Consider the following 18,910-nt stretch of genomic DNA (forward strand, 5'->3'; position numbering starts at 1 on the left):
TCCGTTTCACGCGTATTTACGGCGTGATGGCGGGGGAGTGCCGGTCATCGTTCGCACGAGACCGGAAGGTCGACCTTCTGCGATCGTAAGCAGGTCACGCGACAGGATCGGCATCGAGATCTGATCTTCTTCACGCTCGGCAACCGTGACCAGGAATTGCGTCGAAAGGCCTGCGAGCGGATCATCTTCGACAAGTTGTGGCAGGGCAACGCCATCGATGATTACAAGATCGTAGTCACGCGCGATGTCTGCGAAATCGAAAGCTTCGCGGATGTTCATCCGGTGGTGCTTGTACTTCGGCAATCCGGAGACCAGCGACAGAAAGGAAATATCCAGCTCGTCGTAGTCGACAACCCTTTCGCGAAGCGTTCCGCCAATGTCTTCCATATCGTCGATGCTCAGGTCGTGGCTGAGCATGCGCTGTTTCGGTTCACCATCGGCGAGGAGCACGTGCAATCCGCGCTGGGCCGCCCCGAGAGCGAGGGCAAGGGCAGCAATGGTCTGGCCATGGCCTAGGGCGGGAGAGGTCAGAAAGACGATCCGCGTACCGTTTTGGGCAGGCGCGCTCTGGATCGATGCAATGATCTGGTCAACACCTTGTCCGAAAGACCATCCAGGTCCGGCTTCGTCCGAATAAAACTGCTCAATCGCATCTTGTACGGCAGAGATGGCGTCGGAGCTGAGCGGACGGACACTGCCGTTTTCGTCGGTTTCCGTCAGCCAGGGCAGCTGGCTGATAACTTTCAGCCCGGGTTCTGATTGGGGCACCTGCCTGGAGGGCGTGCGTTTGCTTCTCGTCCGCGCTCCCGGCAGCCCCACTGATGAGCGTGCAATGTGGGCGGTGTCGACAGCCGTGGTTACGGGAGCAAGCGACTGTGCAGGGCCGGCGACGGCCATTGCAGGTTCGGGGTTCTGCAGGAACTCCGGCAACAGGTGTTTTTTGGCAATGCGAATGGCTTCGCCGCCAACGGCGATTATGGTGCCGAACAGCAGACCCAGGATTCCGGCCAGCACCACCATGATCTTCCGTTTCGGGTAGACCGGGCTTTCCGGCGGAATGGCGGGTGAAATGATGCGGGCATTGGGCAGAACAACCTGGTCGAGCTGCGAAATTTCCTTGGCCCGGCTCAGTGCGATCTCATAAAGCTGCCGAGTTGCCTGTGCTTCCGTTTCCAATTCACGCAACCTGATGGAGGCCGCCTGGTCGACGTCGGAAAGATTTCGCGTGGAATCGAGCTGCTGCTCGAGCCTGGAAACCCGTTCCTGATTGACCTGGACATCGATGCGTGTGGATTCCGCAATCCGCCTGATTTCGTCCCGGATGAGATTGCGCAACCGTTCCAGCTGGGATCTTGCCTGTACGACAGACGGATGTGAAGGCAGAAGATCGGCCATCAGCTGAGCTTCCGTGCGTGCAGCCGTGGCATATTGCTGGCGAAGTGAGGAGATCGTGGGGGAGTTGACCACATCTCCGATGGATTCCGCGTCGACACCGCTTTGCAGAACCCGCTGGATTTCATCGTATTTGGCGGTTGCTTCCGCCAGTGCCGCTCGGGCATCGATGAGCCTGGAATTCAGTCCGGTCAGTTCCTGTCCCGTCAGCAGCGACCCCTCGTCGGAGTTCTGCAGTTTGTTGGCCGCGCGGAATTTCTGGATTTCTTCTTCGGCTTGCCTCAGGCGTTCCCGCAAATCCACCAGCCGATCATCGATCTGGGCGGCAGCTTCGTCCGAGGCCAGGTCAACTTGCCGTTTCTGGTCGGACAGATAGCTTTCGGCGATCGAATTCGCCAGAACGGCAGCCTGGACCGGTGAAGGAGATTCCGCGGCAATATTGATGACGAAGGTCTGACCAACGCGCTTGACGCTGGTTGCATCTGCAAGAGCTTCGACCGCGGCGGTCTCCTGCGCTTCAAGCGTTGCCGCGTCCTTCTTGGTTGCCCCGAAGATCAGGCTCTTGAACTGGCTCATCAGACCCGGCTTGCCTTCGCCGAAATGAGGGTCTTCAGCCAGATTGTTTTCCCGGGCGACGGGTCGCAGCACTGTGTCGGAATGGATGACCGACATCTGACTGTCGATCACTTCCGAGCCTTGTCCCGTGCGGCTCGGGCGGTTCGGGTCATCGAAAGGCTGGCGGACAGTTGGGTCGAACAGGACTTGCGAGGAGGCTCTGAAGATCGGTGTTATGGTCAGGGAGTAGGCGGCAGTCAACGCTGCAAAAACAAATGCAATTGCCGCGATCAGGAAGATGCGGCGGCGCAAAACCTGAAAAATGGACAGGATGTCCAGAGCAATGGCGTCGCGGCCTTGAAGGGCCGCCTTATCGTAAGCCGGGTTTTCTACCTGTCTGGGGTCCACAAAAAGTCACCTTATGTCCTCGCGGGCATGCGTCTTATTGCTTGTAAGCACTTATGGTTAGTGAACTGCTAATTTGCGGCAAGACTACGGTGCTCCGACACCACGAAGCCCGCTGTCATTTGCCTGCGACCAGAGAGGACGACACTAGTTCTGCGGACGATTGTCCCAGGTGCGAACCACTGCATGCGGCAGCAGCGCGGCAAGCAGGAAAATCAGCCAGTTCAGGGAAAAGGAACGAAACCAGGCGCTTTCCAGCATGTTGTGACAGGTGACGAAGAGGATCAACGAATAGCAGAGAAAGGCAATCCGGTAGTCCAGGGAAACGACCCGGGCTGCGGAAAACAGAGCGGTCAGGATAACCAGGAACAATAGCGAGATTCCGACAATGCCGAGTTCGAGCATGACATCGAGATAACCGTTATGAGCCTGGATCAGCAAAATGACGAAACCCGGCGCCTCACGGAAGGCAATTGAATCGGACCCCGTGGCCCAGAAAGACGCATAGCCCTGGCCAAGTACCGGGGCTCTGGAAATCACATCCACGACAAACGCCCAGATGAATGTCCGGCCGGTGTAGGTCTCGTCATTGAACAGGAACAGAGACAGGTCCGAGAACCCGAACCGCGTAAGGAGCGAGAGGAAGGACAGAAGAACGGCGCCGGTAACCGCTCCGAAAATCAGCAGCAATGCCGCATTGATACGGAAGAGGAACGCCATGCCGACTGCAATATAGGCGATGACCGGCATGAGGACGGCAAGCCCGAGGGATGTTTTCGACTGACTGAGAACAAGCAGACCAAAAGCCAGTGCCGAAATGATCAGCATGCCGAAACGTTTCAGAAAACCGCGCGAAACCAGAAACCCGTAGATATTGAACATCATGGCCAAAGCCATGACCGCGCCCAGATTGTTTTTCTGGGTGTAGATGCCTGCGTGACCGATAGGTGTCGGCGGTAGCAGGACGACTGCAACCGCATTCATCAGAACAACGGTATTCATCAGCAGCATCAGTCGGCTTAGCAGTGAGCGGGCGTCGTCCGTAAAAGAAACCGAAATCACAAGGCTCATCACAATGATGATCTGCAAGACCACGCGGCGAAACGCAATTCCGGGTGCATGAGACCAGAGCACACTCGTGACAGCGAGCAGCAGATAAAGCATCAGGATCCAGATAAGCGGACTTTTCAGAACCGTAAACGCGTTGAGCAAGCGCCGCCCCGCCGATACCAGCAGAACCATGAACAGGCAGATCCAGAACAACTGGTTCAGTGCGTTGGACTTTGACGCGCTGATGTTGGCCGCGGTGTCTTCACCTCCGGACGACACCAGAAAGAATGGGCTGATCAACATCGGATAGGCAAGCAGCAGCACCGGAATCCAGTTGAAGATCCTGTCCAGCAACGTTTGCCCGTGCATGGCGGCCTGTGGCCCGGACTGTTCAACGGGGTGAACTGTCAAATCCCAGTCTCCAGATCAATTGCAGCTGCAGAAGCTTTCTGCCGGCCCGCACCGCTAAGTCAGTCACTAGGCATGATTCGCAGCTGTCAGCTCAATCTATCAGTCACGATTTCGCACAGTCGACTGCAAATTCCGCATCAACTGTCGTGCCTGGATGACGCGGTTCATAGCGCGTCTGCGTTGAGCCCCAAGGTATCGACCATAGCCGGCTCGACGGTTCTTTTGACGTTGTCGGTCATCAGACCGAAGCCCTCGTAATAGTCCCACAACGCCCAGCCAAAGCCGCGTTCCTCCACCACTGTGCGGACGTCCTTGATCCAGGCAAGCCTGCTTCCATCGTCCGGAAGTCCTTTCGGGGGACGGATAGCACTGAATTCGCCAAGCACGATCTGGTCCGGGGAAATGTCGTGTTTTTCCGCCCACTGCGAGATCGTGTCAAAGCGGCTTTCAATGAAATTCCGGTCGGGCCTTTCACGTTTATAGTAGTCCCTGACACCGTCCATCGCCTTGTCGAAGGCATAGTCGGGAACGTCGACATCGGCTGCCTTGAGGGCGGCGATATGCTGACGTGTCCTCTCTTCGGCAGTCTCCACGTCACCCGCCGTCCAAGGATAGCTGAGGCCCGCGATATAGCGGAGAGGGTCCAGTACCCAGGGGAGGGATTGATGGGTGAAATAGAAGGGCTCGTAGAAATGGAAGTCGACGATGATCTTGTCGTCGTAGCCGTCGAGACTCATGTACTCGAGGCCTTCCATGGACCGCCAGCAGCCCGGGGTAAGGACAATCGGCAGGTCTGGTGCAACACTGCGCGCCCTGTCATACAGCTGCTTTTGAGAGACAGACCAGTCTTGGCTGTCTTCTTCGAAACAGACGCCCTGCGGCTCGTTCATCAGTTCCAGCGCGACCTTGTCCGTCGGCAGATCGCGGATCCGCTTGGCGACTTCTTCCACAAGATCGGAGTAGGCCTGAAAGCGCGGTCCATCGGGTGCATCGCGCAAAATGTCGACAGGTGCCCATTCCGTGAGATACGCAGCCGGATGCAGATCGACCATCACGGTAAAGCCGCTGTCCAGTAAGCGAACCGTTATGGATTTCGTATCATCCAGCAATATGCGGCGTTCGCTGTCCGTCGCGGCCAGAAAGACGCCGGCGTCGATCGGAAAGCGAATGAAGTCGAACCCGAGCGCGCGCAGGCGTTCAAGTTCGGCGTCGGAGACCTTGGACAATTCGCCCCGGAACGGTGGCCAGAGATATTTTCCCGGCCGCTCGGGATCCCGATAGGCAAAATTTTGCAGCCTGGAAACATTGATACCCCGTTTGAATTTGGGGATCGAGATCGTCTCCTCCTTCGCTGCCTGAGTTCCGGCAGCGATGGCATTCTGACGTTCGTCCAGATACAGAAAACCACCAACGAAAACGAGGAAAGCCAGACCAAAAGCAAGCGCGGTCAGCCAGGACCATAGGCGCTTCGACTTTTTTGCGGTCACGTGCGGCTCCGTTGTTGATCTGGGGTCAAGACAGCTTCCAGGTCCTGACGGTAACTTTCAAGGATCATTGCAGGGTTGAACCGGTCGTGCAAGATTTGCTCGCTTGCCACTATCTGGCTGCGATAGTGAGCTGATTTTTCCGCCAATTCCTTGAAAGCGGCCGCAATTCCGGCGACATCACCGGGTTTCACGCCGATACCGACATCGATGTCGTCAAGATAACCGTCGATACCCGTATCCTTGCCGTAGATAATCGGCAAACCGGCAAACAGCGCTTCCAGGTAGACCATCCCGAAGGTCTCGTTGTAGCTGACCAATGCCATCGCAAGATAGTGCGGCAGAACCTCGAACAGGTCCTTGCTATTCATCGGTCCAAGGATCCGTACGCTGTCGCCGAGCCCCAGTTCGGCAATTTCCTTTTTCGCCGCTTCCACGGCCTCCGCACTGCCGGGGCCGATCAGGTCCAGGCCGATGTCCGGGTGTGTTTTTTGGAAAACGGCAAATCCCTGCAGCAGGTCGGACATGCCTTTCCGGCGGCGCATGTCCAGATCGAACACGCTGACGAACCGGGGGATCGGATCCTTTACCGGCACTTTGCTGGTGGAGTTTCCAACGATGTTTGGAAGCAGTCTTTCCTTCTCAGGCTGCGCTGGAACATACCTGTGGTAGGTGTCCCGGAACCAGGCGGAGATATGATAGATCTTGTCCGCACGTGCCGCGATCCGGCGCATCAGGCTCCGGTACGTCGGCTTGAACAGCAGTATCTTGCGTTCCGATTCACCGCGAACGGAAATGAACAGCCGGGTATTCGGTCCAAACCGTTCCGCCAGCCACAATCCCGCGATGCCTTCAAACGAGAGTTTATGAGCGTGAACGAGGGCAGGCGTCTCGTGCTCGGTCTTCAGCGTCTTAAACACATGTCTTGCGATACGTCGCATCGCCGAGGCGAGACCTATACCCATCGGCAGGCCGAAATAGCGGTAGGAGTATAGCCGCACGCCTTTTATCTCACCGCAATCCTTGAAGCTGGCCTGCCAGGGCAAGCTGGTCCGGTCCATCGTGACGACGATGTGTCTGCCAAAGTCCACGCCGGTGACGAGACGCTCGATTGCGGTGGTTCTGCGATGGAATTGCTGCGGGTTCGGGTAGTCGGCGCTCAGATGCAGGATGAGGGGTGCTGCTGCACCCGGTTCACCGAATTCTGCTCTTGTGTCCATTGTTTCCCTCGGCAGCGAATATTAGCGGCAGAACAGTTGCGCCGCGCACATCGGTCTTTGATTGCAACAAGGCCGCAGGTCGTTCCATCAGCCTGTTTGATCGTCATTTTCGGGGCAAACTTCTCTCATTACGTTTCAATAAAGAGTGAATGCCGCACCTTGCGTCACCAACGGCCTCATTCTGGAGCGTCACGAGAGAGCGGAAATGTACAATCGACAAAAATAACTAACTTTAAACGACAGTTCGTCACATTGCCGGCAGGCAGCCCCCAAGGTTGAGTGGCGTCCCCATTTTGGCCGGGAACACGTTTCACGAACAACCTGCTGGTGGAAACTGCGCAGGAGGACGATGAATGCCGAACCAGATCGACGAAGACAGGGACGCCAGGGCGCTCGGCGCGCAAAGCTTCGGCCTGAAGAACAGGCTGTTCCGTATCCTCTGGGGTATTGTCTGGTTCCTTCTGGCCTCCTGGACGCAGCCGTTGCATGGTTGGCGCCGTTGGCTCTTGCGACAGTTCGGAGCGACAGTGGGGGAGGGTGTCTATGTGGCTCCATCCGCCAGGATATGGCATCCGGGCAACCTGATCCTGGAGGATTTCGCAGCGATCGCAGACGGCGCGGATATCTACAACATGGGTCCTGTCACGATCGGCCGGTACGGTGTCGTCTCCAAGCGCGCGCACATCTGCGCGGGAACGCATGACATCAACGACGACAAGTTCCTGCTGATCGCAAAACCCATCGTTTTGGAGGCCTATAGCTGGGTTGCCGCTGAAGCCTTTGTTGGCCCCGGGGTTCGCGTCGGTGAGGGTGCCGTTCTGGGAGCACGTGCGGTAACGGTGAAAGACCTGGCTCCATGGACTGTTTATGCAGGTAATCCTGCCAAGGCGCTCAAGGAGCGGGCGCGGTTTGAGCGTAGTGACGTGCCGAAGCGGGGATGGCGTGAACCGTTGGAAACCGCCGACTGATTTTCCCTCCGATTCAACGTGCCCGTCAGGCCCATTAAATATCGGTAACTACGAACTTTCTAACGGCTATGTTTACAACTGCTTAGAGACCGATCGGATATTGCTCTAATGCGTTCGCCGCCGTCGTAACCGGGGCGAACGTAAAGGGGAGACTGGGAACGGAATGCTGGCAAGAGATTTCGAGAGTGAACTGCTGGGGTGCCGGATCGAAGCAACCGCTATCGGTCCGTTTGCCATCGGGCGTCTTCGCTCCCGGGATGCCATCCAGCTTGTCGAGGCCGCCGTTCAAAAGCGGCAGAACCTCGATATTGCCATCTGCAACGCCCATACGCTCCTGTCAGCGATGGATGATCCCCGCTACGCTGCAACACTCCAGAAAATGTCGCTTCTGAACGACGGCATCGGTATGAGCCTTGCCAGCAAGCTGCTCAGGGAAGAACCGTTTCCGGAAAATCTGAACGGGACTGACCTCATTCCCCGGATCCTGGCGAACATCGGCATTCCGCTGCGGATCTATCTGCTCGGCGCCAAGGAAGAACAGGTTCGCCTTGCCAAGGAGCATATCGAGACTGCCTATCCGAAGCACCAGGTGGTTGGCTACCGTGACGGCTATTTCGCAAGCGACGAACTGGACAGCTTGTGCCAGGGGATCAACGAGGCAAAGCCGGACCTTTTGCTTGTTGCCATGGGGAACCCCAGGCAGGAGACTTTCATCGTTGAGAACCGGTCGGCGCTGACTGTACCGGTCGCGATCGGGGTCGGGGCGCTGTTCGACTTCATGTCGGGGGCGGTTGTCCGCGCACCGAAGATATTCCAGGCAGCCGGCCTTGAGTGGTTGTTCCGCCTGTTGCAGGAACCTCGCCGGCTGTTCCGCCGCTATGTCATCGGCATACCGCGTTTTCTGTTTGCCCTGATGAAAATCAGATATTCCAGGTCCGGCGTTTCGCGCTAGCTCCCACGTGCAAGGATCTGCCGTAACCGGTCAACGAGCGCTGAATTCGTTGGAGCAGTTTCGGCCTCCGGTAGATCTGGCCGGGCGATCATGATGACGGGAAGTTTCAAGGTCCGCGCAGCCTCGATCTTGGCGTAGGAACGACTGCCACCACTGTTTTTCGTCACCACGTAAGTGATGTTTTTTTCCAGAAACAGCGAAACTTCCTCATCGGCAGATGCCGGGGGGCGGGAGAGGATCAACTCCCAGGCTGAAGGTAATCGTGTTTTGGGCGGTTCGATCATCCGGACAAGACCGAAAATATCGTTTCGATGAGTGAAGCGCTCGATCTCCTTGCGGCCAATGGCCAGGAAGGCGCGCGCGCCGTCAGGCAGGGCCTTGGCCGCATCGTCCATGGACAGGACATTTGTCCATGCGTCGCCTTCACCGGGGTGCCAGCATGGCCGTTCCAGGCGAACAAGCGGTACCTTGAGCATCTTGGCGGCCTCGGCCGCATTACGGCTCATCTGGGCAGCGAAGGGATGGGTCGCATCGACAATGACGGTGATCCCTTCGTGCCGCATGAAGGCCAGCAGACCTTCGGAGCCGCCAAAACCGCCGACGCGTGTCGGGACGCCAAGATCAGGCAGGTCACGAACCGCTCCGGCAAAAGAGGCGGTCAGGCGACTTTCCGGAAATGTTTCCGCCAGCGTTCTGGCCAATTGCCGGGCTTCGCTTGTTCCGGCGAGCAACAGGATATGATCTGCCTTAGCGGTCAAAGCCTGTTTCTCCCAGCACTTTGCCCTGGCGATCGGTGATCAGAACTTCCACATCCACCGGCGCATCGCGCAGGATCTGGCGGACGGCGTCCTTCGTTCGCCGCGCAAGTGGGCCACTGAGATCGATACCGGCAGCCAGGGAGGCATCCAGCACCTCCTTGGCCGTGTTGGCCGAGGCGGCCTGTTCAATCAGATCCGCGGAAGCGTTCTCCTGACGCAGAAGATCCTGCAGGAATTCGAAGTCGACGGAGCTGCGGGCCGAATGCAGATCGAGCGCCCCTTGAGCCAGCTTGGTGAACTTCGCAAATCCGCCTGCGAGGGTCAGCCGGTCAACCGGATGACTGCGCAGGTACTTCAGCAAACCGCCGGCGAAATCCCCCATGTCGAGAAAGGCGGTTTCATCCAGATCGTATCGGGCCTTGACCGCGTCTTCGGAACTGGCGCCGGTTGCGCCAACCACATGTGACAACCCGACTGCGCGCGCAACATCGATGCCCCGATGTATGGACGCAATCCACGCAGCGCAGGAAAACGGCCGGACGATGCCGGTCGTGCCAAGTACGGACAAGCCCCCCAGGATGCCAAGCCTGGGGTTCATCGTCTTGAGGGCGAGCTCTACACCGCCTTCGATCGAGACCGTTATCTCGACATCGCCGGCCCCGCCATTCAGTTGGGTAACCTCATCGATTGCCGTCCGCATCATCTGGCGCGGCACCGGATTGATGGCAGGTTCGCCCGGCGGGATCGGCAGGCCAGGCCTTGTGACGGTGCCGACACCTTCTCCGGCCCTGAAGATTACTCCAGAACCAGGAGGCAACAGGTTGACGGTTGCACTGACCAAGGCGCCATGGGTCACGTCGGGGTCGTCCCCTGCATCCTTGATGATGGCGGCGGACGCCGATTTTCCTGAAAGCGTATGCCGGGTCAGCGCAAAGGACGCCGTGCCACCCTTGGGCAGGGTGATTTCGACCGGATCCGGGAAATCGCCGGTCAAAAGGGCCTGATACGCCGCCTTGGTGGCTGCTGTCGCACAGGCTCCCGTCGTCCAGCCCCGCCGCAGCTCTTTTGGCTCTTCCTTCGACATGCTCTTTCTATAGACGATGAAATTCCGCTTTGTGCATATTAGTTTATGTGCGCGATGAAATGTCGTTTTCGCATCGTTTTTGATCGCCGAAGCGCTTGGCGTTACCGGGCCACGCGGGTAAACAGGAACCATGACTGGAGAAGACGACAACAACAGACCGCATGAAGGCTTGCCGGGAGACCTGCCAGGCGGGTTACCCGTGTTCGAACCCGGCTGGGTTTGGCTTGCCGGTGCAGGTCCGGGCGATCCCGGCCTTCTGACACTGCATGCGCTCAATGGCCTGCGCCAGGCCGATGTTGTCGTGTTTGATGCGCTTGTCGATCAGAGCATTCTTGCCTGGGTCAAACCGGGAGCCGTGACTGACTACGCGGGCAAGCGCGGCGGTAAACCGAGCCCGAAACAGCGCGACATAACCTTGAAGCTGATCGATTACGCCCGCGAAGGCAAAAGGGTGCTTCGCCTGAAGGGCGGCGATCCTTTCGTCTTCGGCCGCGGCGGCGAGGAAGCGCTCGGCCTTGTCGAGGCCGGTGTGCCGTTCCGCATCATTCCCGGCATCACCGCCGGTATCGGCGGTCTGGCCTATGCGGGGATTCCCGCAACCCACCGGGACTGCAATCAGGCTGTCACCTTCCTGACAGGCCATGACCAGACGGGCCTCACCCCGGACGCGATCAACTGGGATGGTATCGCCAAGGGTTCGCCTGTCATTGTCATGTATATGGCGATGAAGCACCTGGACGTCATAGCCGGCAAACTGATTGCCGGTGGACGATCTGTGGATGAACCTGTGGGTATCGTGTGCAATGCGTCCCTTGCGGGCCAGGACGTTCTGGAAACCACGCTGGGCCGCTGCGCTAAAGACGCGAAGGCTGCCGGGATCGAACCACCGGCAGTTGTTTGTGTCGGTGAGGTTGTCCGTCTGCGCAAGGGGCTCGACTGGCTCGGCGCCCTGTCGGGCAAGGTGCTGGACAGCGACCCGCTAGGCCTGCGCATATCCTCCCGTTCTGCCGATGCCGGCTGACACTGCCAAGGCAGGCGCCAAGGGTGTTCTGATCGCGGCGCCATCGTCGGGTGCTGGCAAGACCACACTGACGCTTGCGTTGCTGCGCGCACTGAAATCCGCCGGGCGTTCGGTCGTTTCCGCCAAGTCCGGCCCGGATTACATCGATCCGAAATTCCACGAAGCTGCCAGCGGGACGCCCTGCATCAACCTGGACGCCTGGGCTATGGACCCGGCGACACTGCAGATGCTTGCCCACCAGCAGGCCGACAGTCATGACGTTCTCGTGGTCGAAGGCGCCATGGGGCTATTCGACGGAGCTGCCAGCGGCATGGGCTCGGCTGCCGATCTGGCGGCAACGCTGCATCTACCCGTGATTCTCGTCGTCGATTGCGGCAAACAGGCCCAGTCGGTCGCAGCGCTTGTTCATGGGTTTCAAAGCTTCCGGCCAGATATCAATCTCGCAGGCGTTATTCTCAACAAGGTTGGCAGCCCGCGCCACGAAGCCATGCTGCGCGCAGCGCTGGCACCGCTCGCCATCGATGTTCTGGGCGTCTTGCCGCGGGCTCAGGAACTAGGCCTTCCAGAACGCCACCTGGGGCTTGTCCAGGCGGGGGAGCATCCGGATCTGGAAGCCTTTCTGGAAAAGGCGAGCGACCTGTGTACCCGGAATGTAGACCTGAACCGCCTGGAAACATTGGCGGCACCACTGAGCCCTGCCGGTGATAACAGGGAAAACCTGCCCGCGCCGCTTGGCCAGTGCATTGCCATTGCCCGGGACGTTGCCTTTGCCTTTTCCTATCCGCATCTGCTGGATTTCTGGGATAGGCAGGGCGCGAGGCTCGAGTTCTTCTCGCCACTCGCGAATGAAGCACCGTCACCTGATGCCGATGCAATTTTTCTACCCGGCGGTTATCCGGAGCTACATGCCGGAAAGCTGTCTGCGGCAGACAGGTTCAAGGCTGGGGTCTTGAGGGCCGCAGCTACCGGAAAGCTGATCTATGGCGAGTGTGGTGGCTACATGACACTCGGCAAGGGCATGATCGATGCCGATGGCACACGCCACGAAATGCTGGGGCTGTTGCCGCTGGAAACCTCGTTTCAGACCCGCAAGCGTCACCTCGGCTACCGAAAAGTCATGCCACTTCGTGGCCTACCGTGGCAAATGCCGCTATCCGCACACGAATTCCACTATGCCTCCATAATGTCGGAAGGCGGGGCGGAGCGGCTGTTTTCAGCGGAAGATGCCGAAGGCAACGAACTGGCACAGATGGGGCTGCGCGCCGGATCGGTCATGGGCTCCTTTGCCCATGTCATTGCTCTCGCCTAAACCACCTCAAGCACGACAAGCTCGCAATAGACGTCTTCCTTGGTGTGATAGGGACAGTGGCTGATCTCCAGCGTCCTTGTTTTGCCGTCCTGTTCCAGCTGTTCGACCTTGGCCTTGAAGCCGTCGGCCTCCCAGGCGCTATCGCGTACTGTCAGGACGATGGGAGCACCCGGTTTGGCAATGCGCAGCAGTTCGTCGATCCCTTCCGGACCCACATGGCCATTCGTGAAGACGCCCGCGCTGACGATGCCGTCATAAATGTTATCGTCAATGCCTGAGAGCGTGGCCATCATGTCGGCCTGGGACAGATTGCGGTAAATCCCACGGCTGCGCGAATGCTCCAGCATCGCCGGTGTCAGGTCTATGCCGTCAAGGGTCAGGGCTGAATTGCGACTGATCAACTCGCTCCCGACGAGACCGGTCCCACAGCCTGCGTCCAGAACCAGCGCCGTTTTGGGCAGGCGTTTAACCAGTGCTTCCGCTGCAATCCTGGGGCCGACATACCCTATGGTCTGAAGCAGATCGGCATCGTAGGTCTCCGCCCAGTCCGCGTAGAACTTGCGAATGGCATCGGGATCACCGCTGAGAGAAATCGCCTGTTTCAGAAGTGGGTTTTCATCTGTCATGGGATTGCTCCTGTCCGGTCTTAATCCTGTTGAGATTAGGCGAGGGCAGGAGCGATATGCAAATGAGGCTCTCGGACAGGCAAATCACCGCTCGATGAACCTGCGAAGCGTTTCGCGACCTCCCCCATACCGATGATGACAGACAGTGGAAGGCCGCGAAGTGGTCTAGTTCCGCCGGTTCCTCAGGCTTTCGCCTTCTTCTTCGGGCGCAGCACATGCACGTGGTCGGCGTCGTAAAGGGCGCTGTCGCGGAAGTCGGCTGCAGGCTTCAAGGCATGGCCGACGAAGATCAGCGCGGTGCGGGTGATCTTGGAGGCACGCACTTCTGCGGCAATGGTCGACAATGTGCCGTGAATGAAGGCCTCATCCGGCCAACCGACACGATAGGCGACGATCACCGGGCAATCGGCACCGTAATGCGGCGTCAACTGGCGCTCGACTTCCCGCAGGTTCCTGATCGACAGGTGAATTGCCAGCGTCGCCCCGCTCTTGCCGAGCGTGTCCAGGTCCTCGTTATTCGGCATCGCCGAGGATTTCATTGCCGTGCGGGTGACAATGATGGTCTGGGCAACTTCCGGGATGGTCAGCTCGGTCTTGAGTGCAGCGGCCGCGGCCGCGAAGGCCGGCACGCCCGGTGTTACATCATAATCGATGCCGAGTGCGTCCAGACGGCGCATCTGCTCCGCCGTTGCACCGTAAATGGAAGGGTCGCCGGAATGAACCCGGGCAACGTTCTGGCCCTTTTCATGGGCAGCCTTGATCTCGTCGATGATCTCGTCAAGCGTCATCGGGGCCGTGTCTATGACGCGTGCACCTTCCGGTGCAGCGGCAACGATCTGTTCAGGCACCAGCGAGCCCGCGAAAAGGCAGACCGGGCAGGATTGGATGAGCTTCAGGCCGCGAACGGTGATGAGATCGGGATCGCCAGGTCCGGCGCCAATGAAATGAACGGTCATGATTTGTCATCCGTTTCGAGAATGTCGGAAATGTCGGTCGTCACGTCTTCCATCAGGGACGAAGGCGCGGCTTCAGTGGCAACTGGTGCTGCTTCCACCGGCTTTGGTGCGTCGATCCGCTTGGCATAGCCGCGCGGTGTATAGACGAAAGGTTTCCCGTCACCGCGCATGACGGTGCGAGTGTTGGTCGAACCGACCAGCACGGTGGTCAGCATGTCGACATCGTCGACGCTGAGCGCATGCAGACTGGTGACGCGGATGGTTTCCTCCGGCCGGCCAAGATTGACGCCGAGAATGACCGGTGTCGCTGCCGAGCGGTGCTCCAGCAGGATTTCCTTTGCGGCTGCAAGCTGCGTGCGGCGGCGTTTGGACACCGGGTTGTAGAAGGCAATCACGAAGTCGCCCTCGGCTGCTGCCCTCAGACGCCTTTCGATCACCTCCCAAGGGGTGAGGAGATCGGACAGCGAGATCGCGCAGAAATCATGGCCAAGCGGCGCGCCGATACGGGCCGAGCAGGCCTGAAGGGCGGAAATGCCCGGCGCGTTTGTGACGCTGACCCGCTTGGCGGAATCCGACACACCGCCATACTCCTCATTCCTGTGCAACAGTTCATAGACCAGCGAACCCATGGCGTAGATGCCGGCATCACCTGAGGAAATCAGCGCGACATTCTTACCCTTGCCAGCTTCTTCCAGCGCAAAGCGGACGCGATCCTCTTCCGCGCCAAGCGGGAAGTTGTGGTGGGTCTTGCCGGTAATGTGCTGGTCAACAATGTCGAGATAAAGCGAGTAGCCGACAACGTCGGTTGCTTCCGCCAGAAGCTTGGTGGCCTCCGGTGTGCGCCAGTCGTCCTTGCCCGGACCGATACCGATAACGGACAGATGTCCGCGAGCCCGACCGACCGTGTCGGTGTCAATCCACTTCGGTGACCGTGCAATGGCGCAAGTTGCGTTGTCGGTTTTCTGCTTTTCGACCTTCAGCGTTCCAAAGGCGCCGGACGCGGCCAGGGCAGCCCCTTCAGACACGCCGTAACAGCCGACTTCCTTGAAGACGACGGGCGACGGGTGTTTCAGGCGCGGGGTCTCGCGTTGCAGGTCTTCTGCGGAAAAGACCCGAAGCGGCACATCCAGATGCGCGGCGAGAGCATTGACAGCGGCCTCATCTGCCTTGAGGTCGATGGTCGCGATGCAGGCAACAGCGCCCTTGGCAATGTTGGCTCCCGCCAGTTCGGTCTCGACCAGTTCGATCAGTTCGGCCGCATCGCACCCGCGCGCGCAGCCGACGCCAACAGCATAGCGCTGAGGGTGGTAGACCAGACGCGTCGGGCCTGCTTCTTCCGGATGTTCGGTTGCCGAAAGCGTGATGGCGGCATCGTCTGCTTGCTGCAGCTTGGCCTCTTTGAGCCAATCGGCGCGGCCTTCCAGGCGGACGGGAGCGCCGGAGAGCAGCTCGGCCATCACCGGTTTTGCATCTTCCGGATTGGCGAGACGCCAGCCGCGGGGCGGGGCGTCGAGCGCAACACCAAGCTTGGTGTCCCCAGCCGTCGTGATCGCCGCATGCCCACCGAGAGCGCTGGCCAGAAGCTTGGCCAGTTCGTTGGCGCCGCGATGACCACCGAGCAGCGGAACGACACTCTTGCCGTCTTCCGACACGGCGATCACCGGCGGTTCGCTTGTCTTGTCGGACAGGACCGGTGCAAGCGCACGGATCAGAATGCCGCTGGCGCAGAAGCCGACGATCGGATGACCGGCCTGAAACAACAGGCGGATATGGTCGATCGTTTCGTTGAACTGGGTGTCCGCCGTCGGCACACGGCCGGCAAGCCCGTGGATGCGGGCGGTTGAAAACCGTCTGGCGATCACTTCGGCAGCGGCGAGGCCGGCCTGGTTCAGGACGAGTAGGATGGGGGAAGCGTCCACGCTTCTTCTCCCTTGTAGATGAGGATCATGGAAAAATAGGGGGCGGTGTCGGTCTCAAGGTCGATGAGCCGATGAACCTTCTGCTCCGGCAGGCTGGCACGTTCCACGTAGCCGGCCTTTTCCAGCAGCCCCATGTCGGAAAGCAAGGTCTTCAGCCGTGTCAGGTGACGGCCGACCTTCATGATGGCAACCGCCTGGGCTTCTTCGATCTTGCGGCGGATGTCCGCGTCCGGAAGCGGGCCAGGAATGACGGTTAGTACATCGTTTCGTGCCGTCAGCGGTCGTCTCAACTGAGCGGCGCAGGCTGTCAGCGAGGTGACCCCGGGCACGATTTCTATCGTGAAACGGTCGGACAGGCGCTCGAACAGATACATGAACGAACCGAAGAAGAATGGATCTCCTTCACACAAGGTCACGACATCCTCACCGTTTGCCAAAACGGCGGCTATCTCTTCGGCGGCCTTGTCGTAGATCTCCTGTGCCGGGAACCTGTCGACTCGCATCGGCACGACAATCGGAATTTCCCGCACGCCGACAGGGATCACATCAGAGGCGATTGACCGGGCAAAGCTTTCACCGGAATCGGGAGCGGGGTAGGCAATTACCCGTGCGCTTGCGATCAGCCTGTGCGCCTTCAGGGTCATCAGCTCCGGATCGCCCGGGCCAAGACCTATGCCATAGAGTGTGCCCGTCATGATTTCGTCAGGCTCCACTGCGTCACGGGCATCAAGGGACGCCATCCGGTCAAGCCGCCGACGGCGCTTGCCCGGTGAACGGAAACTTTCTTCAAAGTGCCTCCATGAGACTGATAGGCGGAGAGAAGTATGGCCTCGCTCTCCAGGGTCACTGCATTGGCGACAAGCCGCCCCCCTGGGCCTAGCGCTGCAAGACAGGCCTCGATCACACCGGAGGCTGTCAGGCCGCCGCCAATGAAGATCGCGTCCGGCTGTGGCAGATCGTGGAGGCCTTCCGGAGCGGTCGCGTCCAACAGTTCCAGATGTGGGACGCCAAGCGCGACAGCGTTTTCAGCCGCCATTTGCCGCCGTTCCACATGCGGTTCCAGGCCGATGGCCCGGGTTCGGTCGGCTGCTCGCAACCATTCGATGGCAATCGAACCGCAGCCTGCACCGACATCCCACAAGAGTGCGCCGGGGTGAGGCTTCAACTCCGCCAGGGTGATGGCGCGGATGTCCTGCTTGGTCATCTTGCCGTCGTGGCGAAAGGCATCATCGGCAAGGCCGGGTGTCCGCGCACGGAACCGCACACCGGGGTCGGCAATCACATCCAGAGCAAGTGTGTGAAAATCGGCAACCTCGGCCGACCAGCCTTCCGCGGTACCTGCAACGCACCTTTCCCTGGTGCCGCCGAGATGCTCCAGAACCGTCATCCGGCTGCGCCCATAGCCTTCGTCGGCCAGGAGGTCAGCCACCTGGCGGGGAGTTTCCGCATTGCTGGTTAGACACAGGATCCGGGCGCCCGGGTAAAGCGATGCCCGCAACAGATCGACTGGTCGACCATGAACCGACAGGCAGTCGGTTTCCTGCAAGGCCCACCCCATTCGTGCGGCAGCCAGCTGGAAGGCGGACGGCGCGGGCAGCACCATCAGCTCGTGCGCAGGGAAATGCTTCAGCAAGGACGAGCCGATGCCGAACCACATGGGATCGCCTGTCGCCAAAACCGCGACGCGCTTCTGCCTGAGCGCTGCCAGATCTTCGAAGACGGTTGCAAACGGGCTGGGCCATGTCCGCTTCTCGGCAGTGATTCCGCCCGTCAGCTCCAGGTGTCGGGTGCCGCCATAAACGATGTCTGCACCTGCCAGGGCTTCTGCGCCACCTGGAGCCAGAACACCGTCCTCGCCCAGGCCGACCAGCGTCAACCAGGGGCGCTTGTCTGTCGAGGAAGTCATTTGTCCTCCAGACGATAAGGTTTGATCACCGGTTTTACCGACAGGTCCTGAGGCGTGCCGCTACTGTTTGGCGATACCTGCCGGGCACCCCGTGACCGGTGATGGACCGACTGGTCACCACTGCCGTCCGCAGGCGTCTTGACCGAACCACCCGGCTGGGACAGGAAACCGCGTGACCGCAGAGGCTTTTTGCTGCGAACGGATTTCAATCCGGTTGGTTTTTCGTCGTCTTTCGGCGGACCTCCGGCCATCTCACGTTTCCTCCGGCAGGCCGGCGGCAAGAGCGTTGACTGCGGCAGCAGCCATGGCCGATCCACCCCTGCGGCCGCGAACAGCCAGGAAGGGAACCTTGAACGGATTGGAGATCAGAGCCTCCTTGGATTCTGCGGCGCCCACAAACCCGACCGGAAACCCCAGAACCAGCGCCGGTTTCGGTCCGCCGGCGGCAATCATTTCAAGCAGATGGAAGAGGGCCGTCGGCGCATTGCCAACGGCAACGACAGCGCCGTCCAGCCTGTCGCGCCAGAGCTCGACCGCGGCGGCCGAGCGGGTCGTGCCGAGCTCTTTGGCAAGGGTCGGAACCGCGGGATCGTTCAAGGTGCAAACCACGTCGCAGTCCGCCGGAAGTCGTGAGCGAATGACGCCATGCACCACCATCTCCACGTCGCAAAAGACGGGTGCGGCCCGCGCGAAGGCATCCTGCGCGGCAGACAGGATATCCTCCGACCAGGCAAGATCCTGCGGAAGGTCTGTCATGCCGCAGGCGTGGATCAGACGCACCGCGACCGGTTTCAGCCCGTCGGGTAGATGAGACAATTCTGCTTCCGACCGCACGATTGAAAAGGACTGGCGGTAAATCGCCGCCGGGTCCTTTTCATAGTCGTAGGACGGCAT

At 59.6% G+C, this 18,910-nt stretch carries 17 protein-coding genes; 4 read left to right on the forward strand and 13 right to left on the reverse strand.

The window, feature by feature from the left end:
* Nucleotides 1-6: 6 nt before the first annotated feature.
* From ACVDG9_RS06425 to ACVDG9_RS06440, 4 genes are all read right to left on the reverse strand, one after another.
* Entirely contained in the window at nucleotides 7-2,355 is a 2,349-nt protein-coding gene (locus ACVDG9_RS06425; protein WP_447237561.1) for a GumC family protein, read from the reverse strand.
* 144 nt (nucleotides 2,356-2,499) lie between these two features.
* The gene (locus ACVDG9_RS06430; RefSeq protein ID WP_447237562.1) at nucleotides 2,500-3,813 is read right to left on the reverse strand and encodes an O-antigen ligase family protein; all 1,314 of its coding nucleotides are present in this window, start codon (nucleotides 3,811-3,813) and stop codon (nucleotides 2,500-2,502) included.
* Between the two features lie 164 nt (nucleotides 3,814-3,977).
* Entirely contained in the window at nucleotides 3,978-5,300 is a 1,323-nt protein-coding gene (locus ACVDG9_RS06435) for a glycoside hydrolase family 5 protein (protein WP_075281325.1), read from the reverse strand.
* The gene (locus ACVDG9_RS06440; protein ID WP_447237563.1) at nucleotides 5,297-6,517 is read right to left on the reverse strand and encodes a glycosyltransferase; all 1,221 of its coding nucleotides are present in this window, start codon (nucleotides 6,515-6,517) and stop codon (nucleotides 5,297-5,299) included. Before ACVDG9_RS06440 ends, ACVDG9_RS06435 begins: the two co-directional genes overlap by 4 nt.
* Nucleotides 6,518-6,870: 353 nt before the next feature.
* On the opposite strand from ACVDG9_RS06440, the gene ACVDG9_RS06445 reads away from it, so the two are divergent.
* Nucleotides 6,871-7,485, forward strand: coding sequence for an LbetaH domain-containing protein (locus ACVDG9_RS06445; protein ID WP_055658374.1), 615 nt, complete (start codon nucleotides 6,871-6,873; stop codon nucleotides 7,483-7,485).
* Between the two features lie 163 nt (nucleotides 7,486-7,648).
* On the forward strand, nucleotides 7,649-8,437 hold the full coding sequence (locus tag ACVDG9_RS06450) for a WecB/TagA/CpsF family glycosyltransferase (RefSeq protein ID WP_447237564.1): 789 nt from the start codon (nucleotides 7,649-7,651) through the stop codon (nucleotides 8,435-8,437).
* Here the strand turns inward: ACVDG9_RS06450 and ACVDG9_RS06455 are convergent.
* The gene (locus ACVDG9_RS06455; protein ID WP_447237565.1) at nucleotides 8,434-9,195 is read right to left on the reverse strand and encodes a cobalt-precorrin-6A reductase; all 762 of its coding nucleotides are present in this window, start codon (nucleotides 9,193-9,195) and stop codon (nucleotides 8,434-8,436) included. The two genes, ACVDG9_RS06450 and ACVDG9_RS06455, sit on opposite strands and share 4 nt — an antisense overlap.
* Nucleotides 9,185-10,279 (reverse strand): cobalt-precorrin-5B (C(1))-methyltransferase, encoded by a 1,095-nt coding sequence (locus ACVDG9_RS06460; protein WP_447237566.1) that lies wholly within the window; start codon nucleotides 10,277-10,279, stop codon nucleotides 9,185-9,187. Before ACVDG9_RS06460 ends, ACVDG9_RS06455 begins: the two co-directional genes overlap by 11 nt.
* 130 nt (nucleotides 10,280-10,409) lie before the next feature.
* Between ACVDG9_RS06460 and cobA the strand changes: the two genes are divergently transcribed.
* Both cobA and ACVDG9_RS06470 read left to right on the forward strand, forming a co-directional pair.
* Nucleotides 10,410-11,300: a uroporphyrinogen-III C-methyltransferase gene (cobA, locus tag ACVDG9_RS06465; protein WP_447237567.1), complete on the forward strand. Its 891-nt coding sequence runs from the start codon at nucleotides 10,410-10,412 to the stop codon at nucleotides 11,298-11,300.
* On the forward strand, nucleotides 11,290-12,609 hold the full coding sequence (locus ACVDG9_RS06470; protein ID WP_447237568.1) for a cobyrinic acid a,c-diamide synthase CobB: 1,320 nt from the start codon (nucleotides 11,290-11,292) through the stop codon (nucleotides 12,607-12,609). Before cobA ends, ACVDG9_RS06470 begins: the two co-directional genes overlap by 11 nt.
* Here the strand turns inward: ACVDG9_RS06470 and ACVDG9_RS06475 are convergent.
* The 7 genes from ACVDG9_RS06475 to ACVDG9_RS06505 all read right to left on the reverse strand — a co-directional run bounded on the left by ACVDG9_RS06475 (nucleotide 12,606) and on the right by ACVDG9_RS06505 (nucleotide 18,910).
* Nucleotides 12,606-13,235: a class I SAM-dependent DNA methyltransferase gene (locus ACVDG9_RS06475; protein ID WP_447237569.1), complete on the reverse strand. Its 630-nt coding sequence runs from the start codon at nucleotides 13,233-13,235 to the stop codon at nucleotides 12,606-12,608. The two genes, ACVDG9_RS06470 and ACVDG9_RS06475, sit on opposite strands and share 4 nt — an antisense overlap.
* 182 nt (nucleotides 13,236-13,417) lie before the next feature.
* Complete coding sequence (gene cobM / locus ACVDG9_RS06480; protein WP_023001619.1) at nucleotides 13,418-14,191, reverse strand: precorrin-4 C(11)-methyltransferase; 774 nt, start codon at nucleotides 14,189-14,191, stop codon at nucleotides 13,418-13,420.
* Nucleotides 14,188-16,110 carry a precorrin-3B C(17)-methyltransferase gene (gene cobJ / locus ACVDG9_RS06485; RefSeq protein WP_447237570.1) on the reverse strand — a complete coding sequence of 641 codons (1,923 nt, stop codon included), beginning with the start codon at nucleotides 16,108-16,110 and terminating at the stop codon, nucleotides 14,188-14,190. The genes cobM and cobJ overlap by 4 nt, the downstream gene beginning before the upstream one ends.
* Entirely contained in the window at nucleotides 16,080-16,805 is a 726-nt protein-coding gene (cobI, locus tag ACVDG9_RS06490; RefSeq protein ID WP_197923118.1) for a precorrin-2 C(20)-methyltransferase, read from the reverse strand. Before cobI ends, cobJ begins: the two co-directional genes overlap by 31 nt.
* Complete coding sequence (gene cbiE / locus ACVDG9_RS06495) at nucleotides 16,802-18,016, reverse strand: precorrin-6y C5,15-methyltransferase (decarboxylating) subunit CbiE (RefSeq protein ID WP_447237571.1); 1,215 nt, start codon at nucleotides 18,014-18,016, stop codon at nucleotides 16,802-16,804. The genes cobI and cbiE overlap by 4 nt, the downstream gene beginning before the upstream one ends.
* Nucleotides 18,013-18,267 carry a hypothetical protein gene (locus tag ACVDG9_RS06500; protein ID WP_152507258.1) on the reverse strand — a complete coding sequence of 85 codons (255 nt, stop codon included), beginning with the start codon at nucleotides 18,265-18,267 and terminating at the stop codon, nucleotides 18,013-18,015. The genes cbiE and ACVDG9_RS06500 overlap by 4 nt, the downstream gene beginning before the upstream one ends.
* 1 nt (nucleotide 18,268) lies before the next feature.
* Complete coding sequence (locus tag ACVDG9_RS06505) at nucleotides 18,269-18,910, reverse strand: precorrin-8X methylmutase (protein WP_447238292.1); 642 nt, start codon at nucleotides 18,908-18,910, stop codon at nucleotides 18,269-18,271.

It is taken from the genome of Roseibium sp. RP-7 (genome assembly GCF_053005225.1).